Genomic DNA, 23356 nt, shown 5'->3' with positions numbered 1-23356 from the left:
GCGGGGTCGGCGTCATGGATCATCAACGAAGGGCGCGATTGAGCAACCGCTCGCTGCTCGCCTGGCTCGTCGATCCCACGACCGACATTCCGGCCGATACGCGTCCGGTCCTGCTCGGTTCGTTGTTGTCGGCGCCGGGCGTCGTCCTGATCGGCGCGCTGTCGGGCATCTTCATCGCCGTCGGTGCGGCGCTGCACACCGGATCGCCGCAATTCCGGGTGTTCGCCGCGATCGAGGTAGCGCTGCTGCTGTTCCGCCTGCGCGCGATCCAGCGGAGCGAGCGGCATTATCGCGCCGGGACGCAGCCGACCGTCGATCGTTCGGTTCTGCTTACCATCGGCTGGTGCGCGTTGCAGGGACTGATGGCCTTCGCCATCGCCCTGACCGGCGATCTGGCGATGATCGTCATCGTGACGGCGTTCATCCTCGGCCTCGTCGCGCCGATTTGTGCACGCAATCACGCCGCGCCGCGTCTGGCGGTGCTACTGGTGATGCTGTGCGACATTCCCTTCAAGATCGGCATCCTGTGCGCCGGCGTTCCGCTGCTCTGGATGCTGCTCCCGCTCTGCCTGCCGCTGTTCGCCAGCGTCCGCGTCCTCCTGCGCAACTTCACGACGATCACCGCCGCTTCGTTCAATGCCGCCGAACATAATCGCTTCCTCGCCAGCCATGATGCGTTGACCGGACTCGCCAACCGCTACGGCCTTGACGAGCGGCTGACGCGTTTCACGACAGGCGGCGGCCGGTCGCTGGCGCTGCTGTGCCTCGACCTCGACCGATTCAAGCCGGTCAACGACCTGCATGGCCATGGCGTGGGCGATGCGGTGCTGGTCGCGGTTGCCGAACGACTGCGCGAAGTAGCCGACGATGCCGCCCTGATCGTGCGCCTCGGCGGCGACGAATTCATGATCGCCGTTCCCGACCAGCCGCCTGCCCGGATTCAGGATCTGGCCGAACGGGTCGCGCGTGCGATCTCGGGTCGCGGCTACCGGATCAATGGCGGCGATCCGATCGAGCTAGGCGTCAGCGTGGGCTATGCCTGTTTCCCCGAGGACGCAACATCGGTCCCGGCACTCCGCACCCATGCCGACAAAGCGCTCTACGCCGCCAAGCGCGGCGGCGGCGGCGTCCGCCGGCATCAGGGGTCGGCGACGCTCACCGACCCCGCCTGACGCATCAGGGGATAGCGCGCTCGGCCGCCTGTTGCTGCCGCCGCTCGGCGAACCATTGGCGCAGCATCGCCTGAGTACAGCCGGTCTGACCGCCGGTGCCGATCACCGAACAACTGTTTGGCCGCGTCGCCCGTGCCGCCTCCATCGCGGTATCGGCGCGCTGTGCCCAGCTTGCATCCGCCGATCGCTGCGACGGCGGATCGCGAAAGCGCTTGGGGATGCGATAGCGCTCATTCTCGTTCAGCCGCGCGCACACCACGATTTCGTCGTCGCTGTCGGGCTTCGGGCATTGTTCGTCGCCATAGACGGTAGCGTTGCGCACCCGTTGCGGCGGATCGGCCGGCGCATCCTGCGCAACCGCCGGTCCCGCAATCGCCAGTGCCAGTCCCGCCAAAACCCAACGCGCCATCGCAACTCTCCTCGCTCGCCACCATGAAGGCCGCTATGGATTAGCGGGGGGTGAACGCGCGAAGATTTCGGGACGTTGCACGCGCGACACAGAACGCTATGGCAGTGCCATGATCCTCGTCATCGACAATTACGACAGCTTCACCTGGAACCTCGTCCATTATCTGATGGAGCTGGGCGTGGAGGTTCGCGTCGAACGCAACGACGCGATGACCGCCGCCGAAGCGGTCGCCAGCAATGCGCAGGGGTTCCTGATCTCGCCCGGCCCGTGCACCCCGACCGAGGCGGGCATCTCGCTCGACCTCGTCGCCGCCTGTGCCGAGAAGCAGCGCCCGCTGCTCGGCGTCTGCCTCGGCCATCAGGCGATCGGCCAGCATTTCGGGGGAAAGGTCGTGCGCGGCGGGCTGATGCACGGCAAGACATCGCCGATCAAGCATGACGGCACCGGCCTGTTCGCCGGCCTCCCCTCGCCGTTCACCGCCACCCGCTACCACTCGCTGATCGTGACCGACATTCCCGACTGCCTGACCGTCAACGCCACCGCGTCGGATGGCAGCGTGATGGGTTTCCGCCACCGCGACCTGCCGATCCACGGCGTGCAGTTCCACCCGGAAAGCATCGCCACCGAACACGGCCACGCCATGCTCGCCAATTTCCTGAAGGACGCGGGCCTCCCCGCGACGATGCCGGCATGACCGTCACCACCCTGCTCCCCGATCCCTCGACCCCGCTCAGCCACCAGAGCGCGGCCGAAGCCTTCGCCGCGATCCTCGACGGCACGGTCGGCGACGACGCGATCGCCGCCTTCCTGACCGACCTCGCCATCCGTGGCGAAACCAGCATCGAAATCGCCGAGGCCGCCCGGGCGCTGCGCGAACGCATGATCCCGATCGCGCCTGTCGCAAACGCCATCGACGTCTGCGGCACCGGCGGCGACGGGCATCATACCCTCAACGTCTCGACGGCCGTCAGCCTCGTCGTCGCCGCATCGGGCATTCCCGTCGCCAAGCACGGCAACCGCGCGGCGTCCAGCAAGGCCGGCGCCGCCGACACCCTCGAAGCACTCGGCCTCGACATGGCCGTCGCCGGCGCGATGGCCGAATCGACGCTCCGGGACATCGGCATCGCCTTCCTGTTCGCGGCCAATCATCACCCGGCAATGCGCCGCATCACCCCGATCCGCCAGCGCATCGGCCGCCGCACCATCTTCAACCTGATGGGACCGCTTGCCAATCCGGCGCGCACCACCCGTCAGTTGATCGGCATCGCCCGCCCCGACTATGCGACCGTCTATGCCGAGGCGATGGAATTGCTCGGCGCCGAAACCGCGCTGATCGTGTCGGGCGAGGAAGGGCTCGACGAAATCTCCGGCGCCGGCCCGACCATCGTCGTCCCCGTCGGCATGACCATGGCCGACCGCATCGTGCCCGAGGATGCCGGCCTGCCCCGCCACCCGATCAGTGCGATCCGTGGTGGCGACGCGGCGCACAACGCCGCCGCCCTGCGCGCATTGCTGAAGGGCGAGAAGGGACCCTATCGCGATGCGGTCCTGCTCAACACCGCTGCCGCGCTGCTCATCGCCGACGCCGCCACCGACCTGCGCGACGGGGCGGAGCGCGCCGCCGACACCATCGACTCCGGCGCCGCCGACCGCCTGCTCGACCAATGGATCGCCTACGCATGACGATGCTCGACACCATCCTCGCCACCAAGCGTGAAGAAGTTGCCCAACGCAGCGCCAGGGCGAGCATCGCCGATCTCGACGCCCGCGCAGCCGAACGAAGCGCCCCGCGCGGCTTCCGCGCCGCACTGGATGCCAAGCCCGGCCACGCGCTGATCGCGGAGATCAAGAAGGCCAGCCCGTCCAAGGGACTGATCCGGCCCGATTTCGACCCGCCCGCCCATGCCCGCGCCTATCAGGCCGGGGGCGCCGCCTGCCTGTCGGTGCTGACCGATATCGATTATTTCCAGGGTGCCGACGACTATCTGGTCGCCGCCCGCGCCGCATGCGACCTGCCGGTGCTGCGCAAGGACTTCAATATCGACCCGTGGCAAGTTGCCGAAGCCCGCGCACTCGGCGCCGACGCCATCCTCATCATCGTCGCCGCGCTGTCCGACGCGCAGATGACGGAGATCGAGGCGGCAGCGATCGAACGAGGCATGGACGTGCTGGTCGAGGTCCACGACCGAGCCGAACTCGATTGCGCGCTTCGACTACAATCGCGACTGATCGGCGTAAACAACCGCAATCTGAAAGACTTCTCGGTCAGCTTTGATCGAACCTATGAACTGGTCGGCCACGCCCCGGCTGGCTGCACCTTCGTCGCCGAAAGCGGCCTCAGCACCCGCGCCGATCTCGATGCGATGGCCGATCATGGCGTCCGTTGCTTCCTGATCGGCGAAGCACTGATGCGGCACCACGATGTCGAGGCAGCGACCCGCGCGATGATCGGATGAGCCTCACCCATCTCGACGCCGATGGCAGCGCGCACATGGTCGATGTCGGCGGCAAGGCGGTAACCCGACGTATCGCGGTCGCCACCGGCCGCATCACCATGTCGACCGAGGCGCTGACCGCGATCCGCGACGGACTGGTGAAGAAGGGCGACGTCCTCGCCGTCGCACGCGTTGCCGGCATCATGGCCGCCAAGCGTACCAGCGACCTGATCCCGCTTTGCCATCCCCTGCCGCTCACCAAGGCATCGATCGACTTCGCATTCGAAGCAAACGCCATCCGCGTGACCGCCACCGCCGCGACCGAGGGCAAGACCGGCGTGGAAATGGAGGCTTTGACAGCGACTTCCACCGCACTCCTCACCATCTATGACATGGCGAAGGCGATTGACAAGGCGATGGTGATCGACGGCATTTGCCTGTTGGAAAAGCAGGGTGGGAAGTCTGGAGATTGGGTGCGCGACTAGCGTCCAACGGCAAACTGCTCCCCTCCCTGACAAGGGAGGGGTCGGGGGTGGGTCGGCCTGCGAGGGAACGCCTCGCCATCCCCTTTCCGACCCATACCCGCCCGCGCTCATCAGGAACCTATCTCGCCCACGACCACTGGCCTATCGGCCATCCCGTACTGCATAGAAAGGGCCAACAATGTCCCTCCTCCCCGTCGCCGAAGCCCAGAGCCGCGTGCTGGCCCTCGGCCGCGCCATCCAAACCGAAACCCTCCCCATCGCCGATACGATCGGCCGGTTCGCCGCGACCGACATCATCGCCCGCCGGACCCAGCCCGCCCGCCCGCTCTCGGCGATGGACGGCTATGCGATCCGCTTCGACGATCTGCCCGGCCCGTGGGACGTCATCGGAGAAAGCGCCGCCGGTGCTGCCTTCCCCGACACGGTCGCCGAAGGGCAGGCGACCCGCATCTTCACCGGCGCAGCGATGCCCGCGGGCACCGACTGCGTGCTGGTACAGGAAGAGGCGACGCGCGACGGCGACCGCCTGCATCTGTCCGGAGAAGGACCGGTGCGTGGCGGCAATGTCCGCCGCACCGGACTTGATTTCCGCGAAGGCGAATTGCTGATCCTGGCCGGAGAGCGCATCACCCCTGCGCGTGCCGCGCTCGCCGCGATCGCCGGCCATGGGACGCTGTCGGTCGGTCGCCCCGTCCGCGTCGCCATCGCCGCGACCGGCGACGAACTGATCCCCGCCGGACAGGCGATACGCGACGACCAACTGCCTGAAACCAACGGACTGATGCTCGCCGGACTGCTCGGTGATCTGCCGGTCGACCGTATCGACCTCGGCATCCTGCCCGACCGGATGGACGCGCTGGTGGATGCCTTTGCCGGCGTCGATTGCGACCTGCTGGTCACCACCGGCGGCGCCTCGGTCGGCGACCATGATCTCGTCCGCCCCGCCCTGGCGGCGGCCGGCGGAACGCTCGATTTCTGGCGGATCGCACTGCGGCCGGGCAAACCGATGCTGGCGGGAACGCTCGGGCACGCGGCGGTGCTCGGACTGCCCGGCAATCCGGTCTCGTCCTACATCACCGCCCTGCTGTTCGTCCGGCCGCTCGTCGCGCGCCTCGCCGGTGCTGCTGACCCGCTACCCCGCACCGTCCGCGCGACGCTTGCCCACCCGTTGCCCGCCAATGGCCCACGGCAGGACTATCTGCGCGCGACCCTGATCGATGGACAGGCATCGACCGCCGCTATTCAGGACAGTTCTATGTTACGGACACTGGCCCGATCGGACTGTCTTATCATCCGCGCGCCACACGCCCCGGCGGCGCAGGCAGGCGACTCGGCGGAAATCCTGCAACTCGCTTGACGGCAAGAAAAACGTTTCCTATTGGTTCCACGTCTGTTCCGACGGAGGACCCCATGCTGACCCGTAAGCAGCACGAGCTGATCTGCTTCATCGATGACCGGTTGCGCGCGACCGGCGTATCCCCTTCGTTCGAGGAGATGAAGGAAGCGCTCGACCTGAAGTCAAAGTCGGGTGTCCACCGCCTGATTTCGGCGCTGGAGGAACGCGAATTCATCCGCCGCCTGCCCAACCGCGCCCGCGCCCTCGAAGTGTTGCGGATGCCGGAGCGGCCGGTCGCGAAAAAGGCGCCGGCCAAGCCGGCCGCCGCCCCACGCCCCACGCCGCAGCCGGCGAACGACGTCGTCGAACTGCCGCTCCACGGCCGCATTGCCGCCGGTGTTCCGATCGAGGCGATCGAGGGGCAGGCGACGCTCCCCGTCCCCGCCGCCCTGCTGGGGGCCGGCGATCACTATGCGCTCGAAGTCGCCGGGGATTCGATGGTCGAGGCGGGCATTCTCGATGGTGACTATGCGCTGGTCCGCCGCACCGAGACCGCGCGCGACGGTGAAATCGTCGTGGCGCTGATCGAGGATAGCGAGGCGACGCTCAAATATTTCCGTCGTGAAGGGGCGATGATCCGCCTCGATCCGGCCAATCGCAGCTACGACCCGCAACGCTATCGTCCCGAACAGGTGCGCGTACAGGGCAAGCTGGCCGGCCTACTCCGCCGTTACTAACCCCATTCCCTCTCGCGTTGGGAGAGGGAGGGAGCGGCAAAGCCGCGGAAGGGTGAGGGCGAATGCACCCAGCGGACCTGTTCTTGAGAACCAATCGCAACCGCGCACAAGCTGCGTACGAGTGTGAACTTCGTGAACTTTGGCGCCCCGCCCGGCTTTCTCGCCGGGCGGGGCGTCGCCATTACTTCCCGTTCCCCGGCGCCCATGGCGTCCGTATCGCCTTGTAATAGCTTGCCGGATGCGGCGGGGGCGTCACTCCGGCCGGGATCGGACGGCCCGATACCTCGGCGAAATATGCGATGCACGCATCACGCCACCACTGCGCTTCCTGCCGCTGGATCGCCAGGAACTGGCTGACCTCGGCGAAGCGCTCGGCATCGACCTGTCGCTGCATCGCCGCCCATTGCGCCTGCATCGCCGCGACCTCGGCCACACCGCGGTCGTAATGCGCGACCAGTTCCGCCCACAACGTCCTGCCCGACGCCATCCGCCGGTCCCACGACATGTGATGGAACCACAGCAGCAGATTCTCCGGCACCGCCTTCGGATCGCTGAACCGCTTGGCCAGCACCGGGCCATATTGCGAGGCGGCATTGCTGCCCGACGGCGTCCGGTCGAACCCGATGCCGTTCCGGTCGGCCTTGTGGAAATAGACGGGATTCCAATCCTCGCGCGCCAGATCGTCGACCCACGGTCCCGGCCCGTAATGATGCCCCGTCGCGAACAGATGGTTCAGCCCCAGCGGCATCATGTAATCCACGACCGCCTCATGCGACCGCATCATCATCGCGACGATCGGCTCCGCCGCCGCCCGCCCCCATGTCATCGCCGCCCAGTCACGCGCGATCTCTCGCGCATCGTCGTCCGGGTTCCATGCCAGCCGCCCAAACGCATACCAGTTCGCCTGATCGAACTGCGATCCCGACCAGTTGCGGTCGGTGCCGATGTTCGACACCCCCGCCATCCCGGTCAGCGCGCCAGGGCGTACCGGCGTGTCGAGGACGTCGGCGACGGTCGTGCCCTTGCGCGGGCGATAGGTGTCGCTGCGCAACACCTCCTGCCACATCGTGCCAAGGTACACGAGGTGCGTGGCGAACCCCATATATTCCTTGGTGATCTGCACTTCCATCATCAGCGGGGTGCGGGGCATCGCCCCGAACAGCGGATGGAACGGTTCGCGCGGCTGGAAATCGATCGGCCCGTTCTTCACCTGGACGATGACATTGTCGGCGAACTTCCCGTCGAGTGGTTCGAACTCGCTATAGGCCTGCCGCACCCGGTCCTCTGGCTTCTCGTTCGCATAGACGAACGCCCGCCACATCACGATCCCACCATGCGGCTTGACCGCCGCCGCCAGCATGTTGGCGCCGTCGGCATGACTGCGCTTGTAATCGCCCGGCCCCGGCTGTCCTTCCGAATTGGCCTTGACCAGGAACCCGCCGAAATCGGGGATGCGGGCATAGATTTCGTCGGCCTTCGCCTTCCACCATGCCGCGACCTGCGGGTCGAGCGGATCGGCGGTCTTCAGCCCCCCGATCTCGATCGGTGCCGAGAACCGCGCCGACACATAGACCTTGATGCCCCATGGGCGGAAAATGCCGGCCAGCTTCTCGATCTTGCCCAGGAATTCGGGCTTGAGGATGTCGGCGCTCGCGTTGACGTTGTTCAGCACCGTCCCGTTGATGCCGACCGACGCATTGGCCCGCGCATAGTCGGTGTACCGCGGGTCCGAAAAACCCGGCAGCTTCTGCCAGTCCCATAGCGACCGCCCGGCATAACCCCGCTCGACATAGCGATCCAGATTGTCCCAGTGGTTGAGCATCCGCAACCCAAGCCCGGGCCGATCCACCACCGCCACCTCGGCAAGGTTGCCCGTCGTTTGCGCGATCCGCAGCAGCCGAAACGCACCGTATAGCACTCCGACCGGACTGTTCGCAGCAACGACCGTAACCCGCTTGCCGTCGATCTTGACGGATCGCAGCACGAACCCTTCGCGACCCAGCCCCTGCAATGGCAATCGCAATGCGGCGATCCGTGCCGATGACGCCGTACCGATCACGATCGCGCCATCGCCGATATTCCCGGCAGCAACCGACCGACCTGTCAGTCCCGACAACCCGCGCGTCAATTCCGTGGCAGCAAGCTCGATCGTCGGATCGCGTTCGTCATGCACGACTGAGGTCACCTGCGCAGCAACCGTCTCGGCCTGTGCTCCCGGCAGCGGACGATAGCGCAACCACAGGTCATACCCGTCCTCGGCCTCTGCCGGTACGGCCCATAGCGCGCCGACCAGCGCGATCCATCCCAACCATTTCAGCATCCGGCATCCTCTTTGCGTCCCGTCTGACCGACGGCGTTGACACAGGCATATCATGCCGACCATGGTAGCGCTACCACGTCTGAGAACGTGGAATCGGAGAGTGCATGACCCTGAATCCACAAGATCGAGCGGGTCCGTCCGCGTTTTCGGCCAGCCCGTTGCCTCCGCTGACGAAGCCCGCCGGCCGCGTCCGCTGGATCGTCTGCGCGATGCTGTTCTTCGCAGTCGTGCTGTCCTACGTCGATCGTCTCGTGCTGGCGGTGCTCAAGCCCGACCTTGCCCAACAATATGGTTGGTCGGAAACGGGGTACGCCGATCTCGCCTTCTATTTCCAGCTGGCTTACGGCCTTGCCTATGTCGTCGCCGGTCGGATCGTCGACCGTATAGGGGCGAAGGCCGGCTATGCACTGGCTATGATCGTGTGGACGATCGGACACGTCCTGCACACCGCCTTCACCTCCACTAGCGGCATGATCCTCGCGCGGATGCCGCTGGCGGCGGGCGAGGCCGGCACCTTCCCCGCCGCGATCGCGGCAACCAACGAATGGTTTCCTAAGCGGGAGCGGGCGTTTGCGATCGGGATATTCAACGCGGGGTCGAATGTCGGGGCATTGCTGACGCCGTTGCTGGTGCCATTTATCGTTGTGACACTGGACCTTGGCTGGCGGGCGGCGTTCTTCGTGACGGGTGCGCTGTCGATCGTCTGGCTGGCGGCCTGGTTCGCTTTCTACCGCCGTCCGCGTGAAAAAGCGTTGTTGTCGGCCGAGGAACTGGCGTGGATCGAGGCGGATCCGGTCGAGCCGCAGCGCCATGTGCCATGGGCGCGCATGTTCCGCATCCGCCAGACCTGGGCCTATATCGCCGGGCGGTTCCTGATCGATCCGATCTGGTGGACGTTCCTGTTCTGGCTGCCCGATTTCTTTGCGAAGTCGTTCAACCTGTCGATGAAGGAATTCGGCCCGCCGCTGATCGCGGTCTATCTGCTCGCCGATGTCGGTTCGGTCGCGGGCGGATGGCTGAGCACCCGGCTGATCGGGCGGGGCATGTCGATCGGACGTGGACGCAAGACCGCGATGTTCTGCGCCGCGCTGTGCGCCGTGCCGATCGCGGGCGCGGTCTATGCACCGAGCATGTGGATCGCGGTCGGACTGATCGGTCTTGCCTGTGCCGGGCATCAGGGGTTCTCGGCCAATCTCTACGCCCTGCCCGGCGACCTGTTCCCGCGCTGGATGGCGGGGTCGGTGGTCGGCATCGGCGGCCTTGCCGGTGCGGTCGGCGGCATGTTGATGGCGAAGTTCGCCGGGCTGATCTTGGAAACGGTCGGCAGCTATCAACCGATCTTCATCGTCGCGGCCTGCGCCTATCTGATCGCCGTCGGCGTCATCCACCTGATCGTGCCGAACTACACCCCTGTTGATGGAAAGGCCGTCGCATGACCATGATCGATCGTCGCTACATGCTCGCGGGCAGCGCCGCCCTCCTCGCCACCACCGCGGTGCGCGCCACGGATGCACCCACTGATACCCTGAAGGCCGCCGCCGCCAGCAAGGGACGCCGCTTCGGATCGGCCTTCGCGTGGAGTCCGCCGGGTGCCGATGCCGGTTCCTTCGCCAACCCGGCCTATGCCGCGCTGCTCAAGCGCGACTGCGACATGCTGGTCCCCGAGAACCAGATGAAGTGGCAGGCGATCCGCCCCGCCGCCGACCGGTTCGACTTCAGCCGTTTCGATCCGATGGTCGATTGGGCGACGACGAACGGTTTCGCGCTGCGCGGGCACACGCTGCTTTGGGCCTATTCGAAGTGGTTCCCGGCATGGCTGAACAGCCACGATTTCGGACAGCGTCCCGCGACCGAGGCGGCGCATATCCTCGACCAGCATATCGATACCGTGACCAAACGATATGGCCGCAAGATCGAGAGCTATGACGTCGTCAATGAAGCGGTCGATCCCGATACGGGGGGGCTGCGCGAAACATCGCTGTCGCGGGCGATGGGTGGCACGGCGAACGTCCTCGACCACGCGTTCCGTACCGCACGCGCCGCGGCACCGCATGCCGAGCTAGTCTATAACGACTATATGAGCTGGGAAGACGGCAATGCGAAGCACCGTGCCGGAGTGCTGACACTGCTGGAAGAATTCCGCCGCCGTGGCACGCCGGTCGATACGCTGGGCGTGCAGTCGCATATCGGCCTCTTCCAACCGACGACCGATGCAGGCGCGGTGGCGAAGCGGCTGGAGCCCGAGTGGCGTCGCTTCCTCGACCGGGTGACGGCCATGGGATACCGGCTGGTCATCACCGAGTTCGATGTGCGCGACAAGGGGTTGCCAGCAGCCATCGGGCCACGTGACAAGGGCGTGGCGGATTTCGCACGCGCCTATCTGGACATCATGCTGTCCTATCCGCAGCTCGGAGACGTGCTCGCATGGGGGATGAGCGACCGGTATAGCTGGTTGCGCGGGTTCGAACCGAGGCCGGATGGGGCGATCGCCCGCGGCTGCCCCTATGATGTGGATTTCAAGGCGAAGCCGTTGCGTGCGGCGATGCTGGCGGCGTTGGCCGGCGGCGTGGAGCGGGCTGCTCGGCGGCGATAGGGATTATGGGGGCGATGGTTCCTACTGCGTAGTCCCTGCGCCTGTCCAAATGGCGTATCGAAGTACCGTCTGTGGCGGGTGCTTCGATACGCGTCTTCGACAAGCTCAGCCCCTACTCAGCACGAACGGTTCGATCTGTTATCGTCACGCCGGAGGCGTGGGTCGTTTCTGCGCGCGGTGAGGCTCCCTTGCCGATCTGCCCATCCTACCGCCCTTCTGCAATTGAACTCGACCAGCTTTGGTCGCCCTCACCCTTCCGCGGCTACGCCGCTCCCTCCCTCTCCCGCCGGGAGAGGGACGGGGCGCCGAAGGTGGATGGCTCTCGACTTTATCCGGGACGACGGGACCGGCGCGCCGAACGTCGCGCCAGCCCGCTCCATCAATAATCCCGGCTGTAGCGCACCGACGCATTCGATCCGCCGAACGATCCGGTCTGCGACAACACGCTGAGCGTCCGGGTCAGCGCGATCTGGATCTGGGTGGCGGTGAAGCCGCGGGCGTCGGTGATGATCTCGATATATATGTCGTCCGTCAAATATTTGCCCGCCGCCAGCGAGGTGCCACGGCCGGTCGCCTCGTCGCCGCCCAGCACGCGCAGCCGGTCGAAGCCGGTCGCCGAGCGGAGCTTGCCGAGCGGGTTCAGCCCGCCCCCGCTCGACCCGCGCAGCGAGTTGAGCGCGGCGGCCAACTGGATCGCCTCGGTCGCGGACAGGTTGGTGACCGAGCTGCCGAACAGCAGCCGCGACAACACTTCGTCCTGCGCCAGCGCGGGGGTCGAGTTGAACGCGATCTGCGGGGCTTGCGCGGTGCCGGTGACGTTGATCGTGGCGGTGACCCCTTCCGCGGTGGTCGTCGCGGCGATGTCGATCACCGGGTTGGTATAGTTTTCCCCTTCGAAGCGGATGAAGCCGCGTTCGACCTCGAACCGTTTGCCGGCGAAGGAATAGGTGCCGCGGACCAGTTGCAACTGGCCGTTGATCGTCGGTGCGGCGGAGGTGCCGCCGATGCGCAGATCGGCCTCCCATTCCGATTCCAGCCCCATGCCCGACACATAGAGCCGGTTGTCGGCGCGGACGCGCAGCGCAAGGCGGAACAGTCCGGCCGATGCCGCCTGCTGCTGCGGGCGGGTGGCGGCCGGGCGATTGGCGTCGCTCTTGCGCCGGACGCCGGTCAGTTCGGGGACTTCGGCCGCGCCCTGGCGGATGATTTCATAGCGCGCCTCGGGAATGGTCAGGTCGCCCGAAATCAGTCCGCCATCCGGTCCGTTCTGGATCCGGACGTCGCCGGTCGCCGACGCACCCAGCGCGTCGCTGCGCGCCAGTTGCGCGTCGCGAAGCTGCGCACGAATATCGATCGGGAAGCCGCTGTTCGACGCCAGCCCGACCGTACCCTGTGCAGCGATCGTGCCGTCGCCGGCCTTCGCCCGCAACTGCGTCAGTTCGAACCGGTCGTTGGTGAAGCGGCCGTTGATGCCGAGGTTGGTCAGGCGGGTGCCCAGCGTCTCATTCTCATAGGTCAGGTTGTTGGCGCGGACTACGCCGGTCAGTTGCGGCGCCTGTACCCGACCGCCGAAATCGGCGGCGAGACCGATCGGCCCGCTCAACTGCTGGTCGGCAAGCCCCGCGAAAGAGAACAGCACGCCGGCCGGCCCGTTATAACGGATGCCGCCCGACAGCGGCGCCGCCAGCATCCGCGTGACCCATGAACCGCTGCCCGGCGGCAGCGGTCGCAGGTTGGCGACCATCCGCCCGACCGTGGTCGTGCCACGCCGGATGAGCGCCCGCCCGCTGCCGCCCTCCGGCCGCAAATCGCCGGCGAACACGATATCGACCGGTTCGGAGACCGAGGCGAGGCTGGTCCGCTGGAAATTGCGGATCGTCAGCCGGGCGTCGGCGCGCGGGAAGCTCTGGTCGGCGGCCTGCGCGAAATCGAGGCTGCCGGTCGCGGTGCCGCCAATGCCGGTGCCGGGCATGAAGGCGTTGATGATGCTCAGGTCGAGCCGGTCGAGCCGCGTCTGGACCGACATGCCGTTGCCATAGACGCCGGCGGCACGGATCGAGCCTTGCGCAAAATCGATGCGCGTCGGGTACAGGCGATAGCCGCCGGGTGCCGCGACGATCCGCGCCGGATTGACCGTCCTGAACGGGATGGAATTCGCGACACCCTGCAACGCAACCAGATAGTCGTTCGGACGCAGGCGGGCATTGGCGGCGACGCGGAACGGCACGCCCGACGACCCTTCGGCGAACATCTGTGCCGTGCCGTTGCCGCCGCGATAGTTGATCTTCGCGCGGCTGCGTTCGAGCAGGAAGTCGCCCATCGACAGGTTGGCGACCTGTGCATCGGCAACGATTTCGGGCTGATCGTACAGCACGGCGGTGGCAGTGACGATCGCACGGCCGATGCGGATGCCCATATTGCCGGGAATCGCGGCGTTCGATGCCTGTGCGTTCACATCAGCGCGCTGGTAGCGGCCCTGCGCCGACAGGCGGGCGATGCCGGCAATGCCCGATCCGGCGAAGTTGATCCGGCCGGCAAACGGCCCCGCATTCGTTGCCTCGACCCGGCCGTCGATATTGACGCCGGCAAAGGTGGCGGAGCGGATATCGGCGACGAGGCGCGGTGCGGTCGACACCAGCACATCGGCGCGGAACGGGCCGTAGTCGGTGCCGCCGGTCGCCTGGATCGCATAACGATCGCCCTGCCCGCGCATCCGCGCTTCGAGATTGACGAGGCCGACGCCGACGCCCGGACGTGCCGCGCGCAACAACACCTGCGGGGCGGCGACCGATCCGGTCACCCGCGCCGATAGCGGGCCATATTGCGTCGAATAGGCATCGGCATTGACCAGCAGCGGCCCGGCCGGGTCATATCGACCCGATCCGTTGGTGATGCGGAACTGCGGCGCGTTCATCCGCAGGTTGGAGAAGGTAATAATCCCGTCCGGCGCGACGCCGACATCGACGCGGATGGTCGAGACATTGCCGCCGAGGAAGTTGCGCACCCCTTCGTTGAACAGGCGCGTGGTCTGGGCCACGACGCGCCCCTTGATGCCGAAGCCGCCGTTCGGGGCGGCATAGAGGCTGGCGTCGGTCGACAGGTTGAGGATGCCGACGCTGGCGACCTCATAATCGTTGATGCGCCCCTTGATCGCGCCGGTATAGCGGCCGGTGGTCAGGTTGGCGGCGACGATCGCGGTGGCATCGATCCGGTCGGAACGGATGCGGAGATTGTCGGACAGCACCTGATCGCCCGAAAGGGCGAGGTCGCCGTTGATCGAAACGTTCGTGACCAGCCCGCCGACCGCTGCGTTCAGGCCGGTGATGCGCCGTGCCTTTGCGGCGATCGGGATCAGGATGCGGTTGGCATCGACAGTCGCGCGACCCTCGGCATAGAGTTGTTCGACGACGGTTTCGCCAAAGCCGAGCGCGGCGGCTTGTACCTTGTAATCGACGGTCGGGGTGCCGAAGCCGCCATCGAGGACGACAGCGGCGCGGACCGACCGGCCGTTGAGGTTGGGCAGGATCGCACCGGGGGTCAGCAGCATCGCTTCGGTGCGGAAATTGCCGAAGCGGCTGTTGCCCAGATCGAGCAGGCCGGCGGCGTTGACCGCGAGCGCGCTCGAACGGAGTTGGATACGGGTATCGGCCTTGCGATCGGCAAGCGCGGCATCGATCGCGACGTCGAGGCGCGGTGCGGTCAGCCGTTCGACCGGCCCCTGCAGGATCAGCCCCGGGCGGGTCGAGCCGCGCACGGTGAAGCGGCCATCGCGACCGGTCACCCCCAGATCGGCAAGCTGCTGCCCGCCGAGCGTGCCTGCCAGTCGGCCGCGCCAGTTGTTCCAGTCGCCCTGCCCGTCGATCGTCGCAGCGATCGGCGCGGTAAGGCCGGCCATGCTCGCGATCATGCCGTTGGCGGGACCGAGGATGCGGGCGTCGATGTCGAAGCGATTGTCGTCGGGAACGGCGTCGAGTTTCAGCGCAACGCTGTCGCCGCCGGCAACGCCCGGTGCGGCGATGGTCGCGGCATTGGCGGTCACTTGCGCACGGCGATCGGCGATATGCACTTCGCCGTCGAGGCGGGCGATGTGGCGCTGGCCGGTGACGGCCGGGCCGACCTCGATCCGGTCGACGCGCAGGCGGTTCACGTCGATATCGTAATCGGGCAGCAGCGGCGCGTTCGGGTCGCCAGGCGGCGTATCCTTCAGCACCGGATTGCGGGCGTAGCGGACCAGCGGGCTGGTCAGGCTGCGGATATCGACATGGCTGTTGGCGAAGGCGAACGGCCGCCAGTCGAGTGCGATGGCGGGCGAATCGGCAAAGACGCCGCGCGTGTCGCTCAACCGCAGGTCGCGGATGGTCATCGCGCCGTAAAGCGATCCGTCGATGCGGCCGATATTGACCTTTAGGCCGGAGGCGGTGGTGTAGCCGTCGAGCTTGCTGACGAGGAAGCCTCGCCCGGGTCCGGTGTTCAGCGCGAACACCAGCACGACGACGAGCAGCAGCAGCGTGACGATCGCGATGCCGATCCATTTGAGGATGCGGAGCCAAAGCGGGCGGTCGCGGACGACGACGGTGTCGGCGGCGGGCAGTTCGGCGTCGGTCATCAGAAGGCCTGCCCGATCGAGATGTAGAGGGCGATCTTCGATTCACCCGGCCGCCGGGCGATCGGCGTGGCGACATCGACGCGTAGCGGCCCGAAATTGGTGTAGAACCGGCCGCCGATACCGGCACCGAAGCGGAGGTCCGAGCCCTTGGGCAAGCTCGATTCATAGACCTGCCCGGCATCGAGGAACGGCACGATCCCGAAATTGCCGAAGCGGTAGCGCGCCTCGATCGCGAATTCGTTCAGGCTGCGCCCGCCGATCGGACGGTTCAGGCTATTGCCGTCCTCATCGACCTCGGGCGTGCGGGGGCCCAGTTCCTGGAAGCCGAAGCCGCGCACCGATCCGCCGCCGCCGGCGTAATAGCGCCGCGAGGGGGCAAGGTCGTCGCGGGCGATGCCCTGAATCGATCCGGCGCGGGCGCGGCCGGCGATGACGATGCTCTCGCCGATCGGGTAATAGCCGGTACCCTCGACCATGAACCGGCCGTACGGGCGGGCGGCGCCCTGCACCGACGCTTCGGGGCTTACGTTCAGTTTCAGACGGAAGCCCCTGGTCGGGTTGAGCAGATTGTCGGACGTGTCGAACCCGGCGAACAGTGGCAGCGCGGAGATGCCATAGGTCTTGCGACGACGGCCGCCGACGTCGAAGTCGTAGGTGTCTTCGTTGGTGCCGATCAGTTCGGCGCCATAGGCGTAGGTAAAACGCTTCTGCCAGATCGGCGTCGAGTCATAGGACCAGCGGATTCCGAGCGTGCCGGTGAACGCCTCGAACGCGTCATAATTATTGCGGCTGGCATTGGCGAGAATCTGGAACGTCCGGTCGCGACGACCGGCGTTGGAGCGGCGGAAGGTCACGCCCGCGCCCTGTTCCTGCGTCCCCGCGACGCCGCGCACGATCAGCGCGCCCTCGGCCGGGAACAGGTTGCGATGGGTCCACGACCCTTCGAGGCGGACGCCCTGCCCGGTGCCATAGCCCGCCTCCCCCGCCAGCGTCCGTGGCGGGCCAGCATCCTGCCGCACCAGCAAGTTCACATATTCGGTGCCGTCGGGCGCAAGCTGCCCGGTGCGCTGCGGTTCGACTGAGACGCTGGAGAACAGCCCGGTCGATACCAGGGCGGCGCGCAGATCGTCGACCTTGCGATTGTCGTAGAGTTCGCCCTCCTTGAACCGCGCCAGCACGCCGACATGCTCGGCATCGAACGCCAGCTTGCCGGTGGTCGAATAGGTGCCGAACGACGATCGCGGCCCGGTCGTCACCGGCAGGGTGTAGGCACCGGTATAGGCGGTGTCATCGAGCAGGATATCGCGCTGCCCGACCTCGACGAAGGGATAGCCCTGTTGCGGCAGCTTCAGGCTGACATTCGCCTCCGCCGCCTGAATCCGTTCGGCATCGACCGGATCGCCGACCTTCAGCGGCAATTCGCGCTGCACGAGATTCGGCGGGACGGTCGGCTGGGTGTCGACGCGGATCGACCCGAGGGTGAACTGCTTTCCCGGAATGGCGGTGACGATGGCGCGGATGCGTTCGCCAGGGGGATTTTCGATCGCCGAGGTCGCGGTGCCGTCATAATAGCCCTTGGCCCGCATGATCCGGATCGCAAGCTGTTCGTCCTCCCGCGCGCGGGCCTGCACCATCGTCGCGTTCGCCGCCTTGCCTTTGCCTTCCTGCAAGGATGACAGCGCCTTGAACTGCGCGGTGCCATCGATATCGTCCAGGCCGCGAATGACAGTGTCGTAGCGGATTTCGACGGCGCGCTTGTCATCGACGCCGGCGACCTCGACCGGGGTCACATCGAACGACGAGAGCGGCGTCAGCGGTTGCGCCAGTTCGGGCGCCTCGGGCAGCACCGCATCGGGCAGGGTTTCGGCCGGGACCGAGGCCTCGGTCGCAGGCGCGGTCGGTGTAGTCGCGGCAGGCGGCGTCGCGGTCTGGGGCATCGTGGTCTGGGGCGTGGGAGCGGCAGGCGCGTCGAAACCCGACATCGGTTCGAGCGGCGCGTTGATATCCCCCGACAGCGTCGGCAGCGCTGCTTCGAATTCGGGTTCGGGCACGATCGCGCCATCGGCGGCCTGATCCTGCGGCTTGGCCGGCGTGGTAACGGGCGTTGGCAGGGTCGGGCTTGTCTGGGCCAGTGCGGCCGGGGCGGTCATCGTTCCCGCCAGCAACATACAGATCGTCCGCGCGCTAAAATCCCCCAACGTTCCGTCCCCGTCCCCTTGTCGCGAACGTTGCAGTGCACAACCCTCGGCATGTCGAGAAACGCGGAACCAATGATTTGGTTCATATGGAAATTCCTCTGCATCCCTCCAAAGCGCAACGCGTTGGTGCCGGGAGCCAAGGGGAATAGTGTGACCGACACCGCAACGCAGATCGATCCAGCCACCATTCCAGGCAGCCAGTCGCCCCACCCATGGGCGCACCCATGGCCGGCGTGGCGCGCGATCCTGATCCGTGTCTACACGATGGTTGGCTATCACAATCTGACGCTGATGGCGGCAGGTGTCGCCTTCTACGCGTTCCTGTCGTTCGTGCCGCTGTTGGGCGCGATCGTGATGACCTATGGCCTGGTCGCCGATCCGTCGACCGTATCGCGGCATATGCAGACGATTTTCGAACTGGTGCCGGCAGACGCCGCACGATTGATCTCCGACCAGCTCATCGCGGTCGTGACGACCGCTTCGACCCAAGCGGGCCTCGGCCTCGCCGTCGCGTTGCTGCTGTCGATCTACGGCGCGATGCGGGCGGCTAGCGCGATCATCCAGGCACTGAACGTGATTTACGAAGAAGAGGACGAGCGCAACATCATCACCACGACGCTGTTGTCGGCGATGATCACCATGGCTGCGATCGTCGCCGCGCTGGTCGGCATCGTCTCGGCCGGCGTGCTGACCTGGATCCGCAACGAGACACAGTTCCTGGGAACCGCTGGTGCCATCGTCATTCAGGGTGCGACATGGCTGGTCGCGGGCGGCATCGCCAGCGCGGCGATCGCCTTTGCGTACCGCTACGGCCCCGATCGGGCACGGGCGCGGTGGCGCTGGCTGTCGGTCGGGTCGGTCGCCGCTACCGTGCTGTGGTTGCTGGCGACGGTGTTGTTCGGCGTCTATGCAGCCAACTTCGCCAATTACAACGCGACCTATGGTGCGCTTGGCGCGGTAGTGGTGCTGCTGATGTGGCTGTTCGTGTCGAGCTTCGCGATCCTGATCGGCGCGGAGATCAATGCGGAGGCGGAGCGACAGACCTCGGTCGATTCGACGGTCGGGCATCCCCGGCCGATGGGGCGACGGGGCGCACGGCTGGCCGACACGCTGCCGACCAAGCATCAGGCCAAACCGCGCCGCGACCGGTATTGACCTATGGTTCGAGCGTGCGCTGCTCCATCGCGTCGGCTGCACTTTGTACCCGTTCGAGCATGTCGCGCAACACTTCGACCTCCTTCGCGGTGAAGGAGGCGAACAATTCCTGCTCGATCAGCAACGCCTTGGGCGCGACCTGTTCGTACAGCGCGCGGCCCGAGGGGGTCAGCCGCAACAAATGCGAGCGTTGGTCGCCATCGTTGGCGCGCCGTTCGACCAGCCCGCGATCGACCAGTGCGATCGCCCCGCGGCTGACCGTCACCTTGTCCATGCGGGTCGCGACACATAGCGATTGCTGCGTGATTCCGTCGCTTTCAGCGATGACCGTGACCAACCGCCATTCGGGAATACGCAGGCCGAACAGCGATCGATAGGTCGATGCGATCGCGTCGGACACGCGATTCGATGCGATAGACAGCCGATACGGCAGAAAGTCGTCGAGAAGCAGTCGTTTGTTCACGGACCGGATTGTTGCCGCCCCGTCGCCGCCCGTCAACGGGCGCGGAACCGGTGTCAGGGGCGAAACGTACTGTCCATCCAATAACCGGGCCGGGATCTCCGCAATGTTCAACTGGAAACACGAAGCGCAGGATCGCCTGCAGGCGATGTTGTTCGGCCATGTCGCCGACCGCGCCTTCCCCTGTGTCGGGGCCAAATCGGCAATGGCGAAGGGTACGCTGGACGTGCTGGCCTGTTCGCGAATCGACAGTGCATGGGACGATGTCCGCATTCACGACGCGCTGATGCGGCTGGCGGAAAGCTATCGCCGCGACCGGGCGATGTATCGCAGCTTCGCCGTCATTTTCGATGGGCCGGGCGATTTGAGCGAGGCCGAGTTCGAACATGCGCTGTGGCAACGGGTCCAGTCGCTGTCGGACAAGGATGTGTGGCGCGGGCAGGATTATGATGCGCGGGTGAGCGCCGATCCCGACAATCCGCATTTCTCGCTGAGCTTCGGCGGCGAGGCATTCTTCATCGTCGGACTGCACCCGCGCGCCAGCCGGCCGGCACGGCGGTTCGATCGGCCGACGTTGGTGTTCAACCTGCATGACCAGTTCGAGCGGCTGCGCGCCGAGGGCAAATATGAGACGATGCGCGAAAAGATCCTCGTGCGGGACGAGGCGCTAGCCGGCAGTCGCAACCCGATGCTGGCACAGCACGGCGCGGCGAGCGAGGCGCGGCAATATAGCGGACGGCACGTCGACGATCGCTGGGCGTGCCCATTCCACTATTCCGGGGAAGCGAAGTGAACGTCGTCATCCCCGAACGGTCGGGCACCGCATTTCGTCTGGGCAAGGGTGAGACGCTGATCGTGGTCGATCCGCGCGGATGTCAGGTCGCCGACTTGCTGGCATTCAACGCCGACGATCTCGACGAAGTGATCTCGTCCGGGCGGACGCTGGACTATGCCGAGACGATCCGGCTGACGACCGGGCACAAGCTATATTCGAATCGCAGCCGGGTGATGCTGGAGATCGTCGACGACATGGTCGGGACGCATGATTTCCTACTGACGCCCTGCTCTTACGACACCTTCCATCATTTCTATCCCGACCTGCCGCCGCATCGCGGGTGTTTCGGCAATCTGGCGGCGGCGCTCGAACCCTATGGCGTGCAGCCGGACCGGATACCGGTGGCGTTCAACTGCTTCATGAACGTACCGGTCGACGGCACGACGGGGAAGCTGAGCGTGCTGCCGCCGATCAGCAAGGCGGGCGATACGATCACCTTTCGCGCGGCGATGGATCTGGTGATCGGGCTGACCGCCTGTTCGGCGCCGGCATCGAATGGCGGAAGCTTCAAGCCGATCGAATATCGGGTCGAGGCGGCTTAGGCGGAGAGCGTCCAGCAGAGGAAGGCGGCACCGGCCAGCAGCGTGCCGAGCGGCAGTCGGTCGGTTGCGCTAGGGCGTCGACCGGTAGCGGCCATGACCAGCACGACCGCCAGCCCGGCCAGCGATGCGATCAGCAGCACGATCGGCAAGGCGCGCCAACCGAGCCACAGGCCGATCGCGCCGAACAGTTTCGGGTCGCCGCCGCCCAGCCCTGTTCGACCACGAATGTTTCGATAGAGCGCTGCGACCAGCCATAGCGCGGCAAAGCCCCCCGCCCCACCGATCAGCCGTTCGGTCAGATCGGGCGCAGCACCAGCAATCCCACCAACCAGCGCAGCAATGGCGAGCGTGATAGTCAGGCGATCGGGGAGCCAGAAGGCGGCAAGATCGACCGCGCCCGATGCGAGCAGCAACCAGCCGCACACTGCACCGGCGACACCTTCGAACCCCGGGGCGACCAGACCCGCGATGACGCCGATCGCCGCACCGAGCAGTTCGGTCACGACATGGCTCGGCGCGATCCGCGTACCGCAACGGCTGCATCGCCCACGCAGCGTGACGAAGCTCGCCAGCGGCACCAGTTCCCACAGGCGCAACGTCCGGCCGCACCCGTCGCACGACGATCGTCCGACCGCGACCGACCGGCCCTGCGACCAACGGATGGCGAGCGTCGCGATGAAACTGCCGAACACCGCCCCCAGCACACCGAGCAGGATCGGCCAGACAATCGAGGGGAGCGCGGCGAGCATCGCCCGCCCCTATCGGCTATTCCCAGTATTTGCGAGGCGGCGGTCTTGCCCCTAGATATGATATCAAACGAAACCAGAATTCCTTGGAGAGCCGCATGCCTGATCCCGTCGTCATCCTGTCCTATGCCCGCACGCCGATGGGCAGTTTTCAGGGGAGCCTGACCGGGGTGAGCGCGACCGAATTGGGCGCGGCGGCGGTGGGTGCGGCGGTGGCGCGCGCCGGGCTGTCGGGCGAGGCGATCGAGCGTATCTATATGGGTTGCGTGCTGCCCGCCGGTCTGGGTCAGGCGCCGGCACGGCAGGCGGCGCTAGGGGCGGGCCTGCCGCAGCATGTCGAGGCGACGACCGTCAACAAGATGTGCGGGTCGGGCATGCAGGCGGTAATGATGGCCGCCGACACCATCGCCGCCGGATCGGCCGACATCATCGTCGCGGGCGGCATGGAGAGCATGACCAACGCCCCCTACCTGTCGCAGCGGCACCGTGGCGGCGCGCGGATCGGGCACGACCGGCTGCTCGACCACATGTATCTCGACGGGCTGGAGGACGCCTACGAACCGGGTCGGTTGATGGGCAGCTTCGCCGAGGAAACCGCCGCCGCCTATGGCTTCACGCGGGAGGCGCAGGACGATTTCGCCATTGCATCGCTGACTCGGGCGCAGGCGGCGCAGGCTTCCAGGGCGTTCGATCGTGAGATCGTGCCGGTCGAGATCGCCGGGCGCAAGGGCAGCACGACCGTCCGCACCGACGAACAGCCCGCACGCGGTGACGCGTCGAAGATTCCGACGCTCAAGCCCGCCTTTGCCAGGGACGGAACGATCACCGCGGCCAATGCATCGTCGATCTCGGACGGGGCGGCGGCGCTGGTGCTGGCGCGGGCGTCGGTCGCCGATCGGCTGGGCCTGACCCCGGTCGCGCGGATCGTCGCGCAGGCGGGCCATGCCCATGCCCCGGCGCGCTTTGCGACCGCGCCGGTCTTCGCCATGCGTCGCGCACTCGAACGCGCTGGCTGGGCGAGCGGCAATGTCGACCTGTTCGAGGTGAACGAGGCGTTCGCCTGCGTCACGATGGCGGCGATGCACGATCTCGGCCTGCCGCACGATATCGTGAACGTCCATGGCGGTGCCTGTGCGCTGGGTCATCCGATCGGGGCGAGCGGGGCGCGGGTGCTGGCGACATTGCTGTCGGCGCTGGAAACCCGCGGACTGCGTCGCGGCATGGCGTCGCTGTGCATCGGCGGCGGCGAAGCGACGGCAGTTGCGGTCGAAATGGACGTTTAAGTGCTGGAACTTTCTCGCATCTTGCTGCGTACCCTACGCCAGAC

19 protein-coding genes are annotated in these 23356 nt (G+C 66.6%); 13 read left to right on the top strand and 6 right to left on the bottom strand.

The features are described 5' to 3' along the window. The first annotated feature begins 38 nt into the window (after positions 1-38). A complete protein-coding gene (locus ASE59_RS01710; protein ID WP_056451369.1) occupies positions 39-1172 on the top strand; it encodes a GGDEF domain-containing protein in 1134 nt (377 codons plus the stop codon). A 4-nt stretch (positions 1173-1176) separates the two neighbouring features. On the opposite strand, the gene ASE59_RS01705 is transcribed toward ASE59_RS01710, so the two are convergent. Beyond that, a complete protein-coding gene (locus tag ASE59_RS01705) occupies positions 1177-1581 on the bottom strand; it encodes a hypothetical protein (RefSeq protein ID WP_056451367.1) in 405 nt (134 codons plus the stop codon). Between the two features lie 109 nt (positions 1582-1690). Between ASE59_RS01705 and ASE59_RS01700 the strand changes: the two genes are divergently transcribed. The 6 genes from ASE59_RS01700 to lexA all read left to right on the top strand — a co-directional run bounded on the left by ASE59_RS01700 (position 1691) and on the right by lexA (position 6574). Continuing rightward, the gene (locus tag ASE59_RS01700; protein ID WP_056451365.1) at positions 1691-2275 is read left to right on the top strand and encodes an anthranilate synthase component II; all 585 of its coding nucleotides are present in this window, start codon (positions 1691-1693) and stop codon (positions 2273-2275) included. Continuing rightward, positions 2272-3264, top strand: a complete 993-nt coding sequence (gene trpD / locus ASE59_RS01695) for an anthranilate phosphoribosyltransferase (protein ID WP_056451363.1) — start codon at positions 2272-2274, stop codon at positions 3262-3264. The genes ASE59_RS01700 and trpD overlap by 4 nt, the downstream gene beginning before the upstream one ends. Next, complete coding sequence (trpC, locus tag ASE59_RS01690) at positions 3261-4037, top strand: indole-3-glycerol phosphate synthase TrpC (protein ID WP_056451361.1); 777 nt, start codon at positions 3261-3263, stop codon at positions 4035-4037. Before trpD ends, trpC begins: the two co-directional genes overlap by 4 nt. After that, positions 4034-4501: a cyclic pyranopterin monophosphate synthase MoaC gene (gene moaC, locus ASE59_RS01685; protein ID WP_056451359.1), complete on the top strand. Its 468-nt coding sequence runs from the start codon at positions 4034-4036 to the stop codon at positions 4499-4501. The genes trpC and moaC overlap by 4 nt, the downstream gene beginning before the upstream one ends. Positions 4502-4679: 178 nt before the next feature. Then, positions 4680-5858 (top strand): molybdopterin molybdotransferase MoeA, encoded by a 1179-nt coding sequence (locus ASE59_RS01680; protein WP_056451357.1) that lies wholly within the window; start codon positions 4680-4682, stop codon positions 5856-5858. Between the two features lie 53 nt (positions 5859-5911). Next, positions 5912-6574, top strand: a complete 663-nt coding sequence (lexA, locus tag ASE59_RS01675; protein ID WP_056451354.1) for a transcriptional repressor LexA — start codon at positions 5912-5914, stop codon at positions 6572-6574. Between the two features lie 181 nt (positions 6575-6755). On the opposite strand, the gene ASE59_RS01670 is transcribed toward lexA, so the two are convergent. Further along, positions 6756-8894, bottom strand: a complete 2139-nt coding sequence (locus ASE59_RS01670; RefSeq protein ID WP_056451352.1) for an alpha-glucuronidase family glycosyl hydrolase — start codon at positions 8892-8894, stop codon at positions 6756-6758. Positions 8895-9103: 209 nt separating this feature from the next. On the opposite strand from ASE59_RS01670, the gene ASE59_RS01665 reads away from it, so the two are divergent. Then, the gene (locus tag ASE59_RS01665; RefSeq protein ID WP_056452667.1) at positions 9104-10330 is read left to right on the top strand and encodes an MFS transporter; all 1227 of its coding nucleotides are present in this window, start codon (positions 9104-9106) and stop codon (positions 10328-10330) included. Beyond that, positions 10327-11487: an endo-1,4-beta-xylanase gene (locus ASE59_RS01660; protein ID WP_056451350.1), complete on the top strand. Its 1161-nt coding sequence runs from the start codon at positions 10327-10329 to the stop codon at positions 11485-11487. Before ASE59_RS01665 ends, ASE59_RS01660 begins: the two co-directional genes overlap by 4 nt. A gap of 379 nt (positions 11488-11866) precedes the next feature. On the opposite strand, the gene ASE59_RS01655 is transcribed toward ASE59_RS01660, so the two are convergent. Further along, positions 11867-16093: a translocation/assembly module TamB domain-containing protein gene (locus ASE59_RS01655; RefSeq protein ID WP_056451348.1), complete on the bottom strand. Its 4227-nt coding sequence runs from the start codon at positions 16091-16093 to the stop codon at positions 11867-11869. After that, positions 16093-18243, bottom strand: a complete 2151-nt coding sequence (locus tag ASE59_RS01650) for an autotransporter assembly complex protein TamA (protein ID WP_235515603.1) — start codon at positions 18241-18243, stop codon at positions 16093-16095. The genes ASE59_RS01655 and ASE59_RS01650 overlap by 1 nt, the downstream gene beginning before the upstream one ends. Before the next feature lie 198 nt (positions 18244-18441). Here ASE59_RS01650 and ASE59_RS01645 point away from each other — a divergent pair, with 198 nt between their 5' ends. Then, complete coding sequence (locus ASE59_RS01645; RefSeq protein ID WP_235515602.1) at positions 18442-19446, top strand: YihY/virulence factor BrkB family protein; 1005 nt, start codon at positions 18442-18444, stop codon at positions 19444-19446. A gap of 1 nt (position 19447) precedes the next feature. Here the strand turns inward: ASE59_RS01645 and ASE59_RS01640 are convergent, their stop codons facing one another. Beyond that, positions 19448-19846, bottom strand: a complete 399-nt coding sequence (locus ASE59_RS01640) for a MarR family winged helix-turn-helix transcriptional regulator (RefSeq protein WP_235515601.1) — start codon at positions 19844-19846, stop codon at positions 19448-19450. 166 nt (positions 19847-20012) lie between these two features. Between ASE59_RS01640 and gntA the strand changes: the two genes are divergently transcribed. Together gntA and ASE59_RS01630 are read left to right on the top strand one after the other, a co-directional pair. Then, positions 20013-20699 carry a guanitoxin biosynthesis heme-dependent pre-guanitoxin N-hydroxylase GntA gene (gene gntA, locus ASE59_RS01635; protein WP_056451341.1) on the top strand — a complete coding sequence of 229 codons (687 nt, stop codon included), beginning with the start codon at positions 20013-20015 and terminating at the stop codon, positions 20697-20699. Beyond that, a complete protein-coding gene (locus ASE59_RS01630; RefSeq protein WP_156359819.1) occupies positions 20696-21283 on the top strand; it encodes a DUF1989 domain-containing protein in 588 nt (195 codons plus the stop codon). Before gntA ends, ASE59_RS01630 begins: the two co-directional genes overlap by 4 nt. Here ASE59_RS01630 and ASE59_RS01625 read toward each other — a convergent pair. Next, positions 21280-22032 carry a prepilin peptidase gene (locus ASE59_RS01625; protein ID WP_056451339.1) on the bottom strand — a complete coding sequence of 251 codons (753 nt, stop codon included), beginning with the start codon at positions 22030-22032 and terminating at the stop codon, positions 21280-21282. The two genes, ASE59_RS01630 and ASE59_RS01625, sit on opposite strands and share 4 nt — an antisense overlap. Before the next feature lie 95 nt (positions 22033-22127). Between ASE59_RS01625 and ASE59_RS01620 the strand changes: the two genes are divergently transcribed. Next, positions 22128-23312, top strand: coding sequence for an acetyl-CoA C-acyltransferase (locus tag ASE59_RS01620; RefSeq protein WP_056451337.1), 1185 nt, complete (start codon positions 22128-22130; stop codon positions 23310-23312). The last annotated feature ends 44 nt before the right edge of the window (positions 23313-23356 follow it).

This window comes from Sphingomonas sp. Leaf10 (genome assembly GCF_001421245.1).
Classification (GTDB): domain Bacteria; phylum Pseudomonadota; class Alphaproteobacteria; order Sphingomonadales; family Sphingomonadaceae; genus Sphingomonas.
Note: the sequence above shows the minus strand (reverse complement) of the source record. Positions and strands in the feature narration are given on the sequence as shown.

Excerpts from the sequence above, each read along its gene's own strand:
- trpC (WP_056451361.1), top strand. The coding sequence starts at position 3,261 with ATGACGATGCTCGACACCATCCTCGCCACCAAGCGTGAAGAAGTTGCC.
- ASE59_RS01665 (WP_056452667.1), top strand. The coding sequence starts at position 9,104 with ATGCTGTTCTTCGCAGTCGTGCTGTCCTACGTCGATCGTCTCGTGCTG.
- lexA (WP_056451354.1), top strand. The coding sequence starts at position 5,912 with ATGCTGACCCGTAAGCAGCACGAGCTGATCTGCTTCATCGATGACCGG.
- ASE59_RS01655 (WP_056451348.1), bottom strand. The coding sequence starts at position 16,093 with ATGACCGACGCCGAACTGCCCGCCGCCGACACCGTCGTCGTCCGCGAC.
- trpD (WP_056451363.1), top strand. The coding sequence starts at position 2,272 with ATGACCGTCACCACCCTGCTCCCCGATCCCTCGACCCCGCTCAGCCAC.
- ASE59_RS01680 (WP_056451357.1), top strand. The coding sequence starts at position 4,680 with ATGTCCCTCCTCCCCGTCGCCGAAGCCCAGAGCCGCGTGCTGGCCCTC.
- moaC (WP_056451359.1), top strand. The coding sequence starts at position 4,034 with ATGAGCCTCACCCATCTCGACGCCGATGGCAGCGCGCACATGGTCGAT.
- ASE59_RS01650 (WP_235515603.1), bottom strand. The coding sequence starts at position 18,243 with ATGACCGCCCCGGCCGCACTGGCCCAGACAAGCCCGACCCTGCCAACG.
- ASE59_RS01705 (WP_056451367.1), bottom strand. The coding sequence starts at position 1,581 with ATGGCGCGTTGGGTTTTGGCGGGACTGGCACTGGCGATTGCGGGACCG.
- ASE59_RS01620 (WP_056451337.1), top strand. The coding sequence starts at position 22,128 with ATGCCTGATCCCGTCGTCATCCTGTCCTATGCCCGCACGCCGATGGGC.
- ASE59_RS01700 (WP_056451365.1), top strand. The coding sequence starts at position 1,691 with ATGATCCTCGTCATCGACAATTACGACAGCTTCACCTGGAACCTCGTC.
- gntA (WP_056451341.1), top strand. The coding sequence starts at position 20,013 with ATGTTCAACTGGAAACACGAAGCGCAGGATCGCCTGCAGGCGATGTTG.
- ASE59_RS01670 (WP_056451352.1), bottom strand. The coding sequence starts at position 8,894 with ATGCTGAAATGGTTGGGATGGATCGCGCTGGTCGGCGCGCTATGGGCC.
- ASE59_RS01660 (WP_056451350.1), top strand. The coding sequence starts at position 10,327 with ATGACCATGATCGATCGTCGCTACATGCTCGCGGGCAGCGCCGCCCTC.
- ASE59_RS01625 (WP_056451339.1), bottom strand. The coding sequence starts at position 22,032 with ATGCTCGCCGCGCTCCCCTCGATTGTCTGGCCGATCCTGCTCGGTGTG.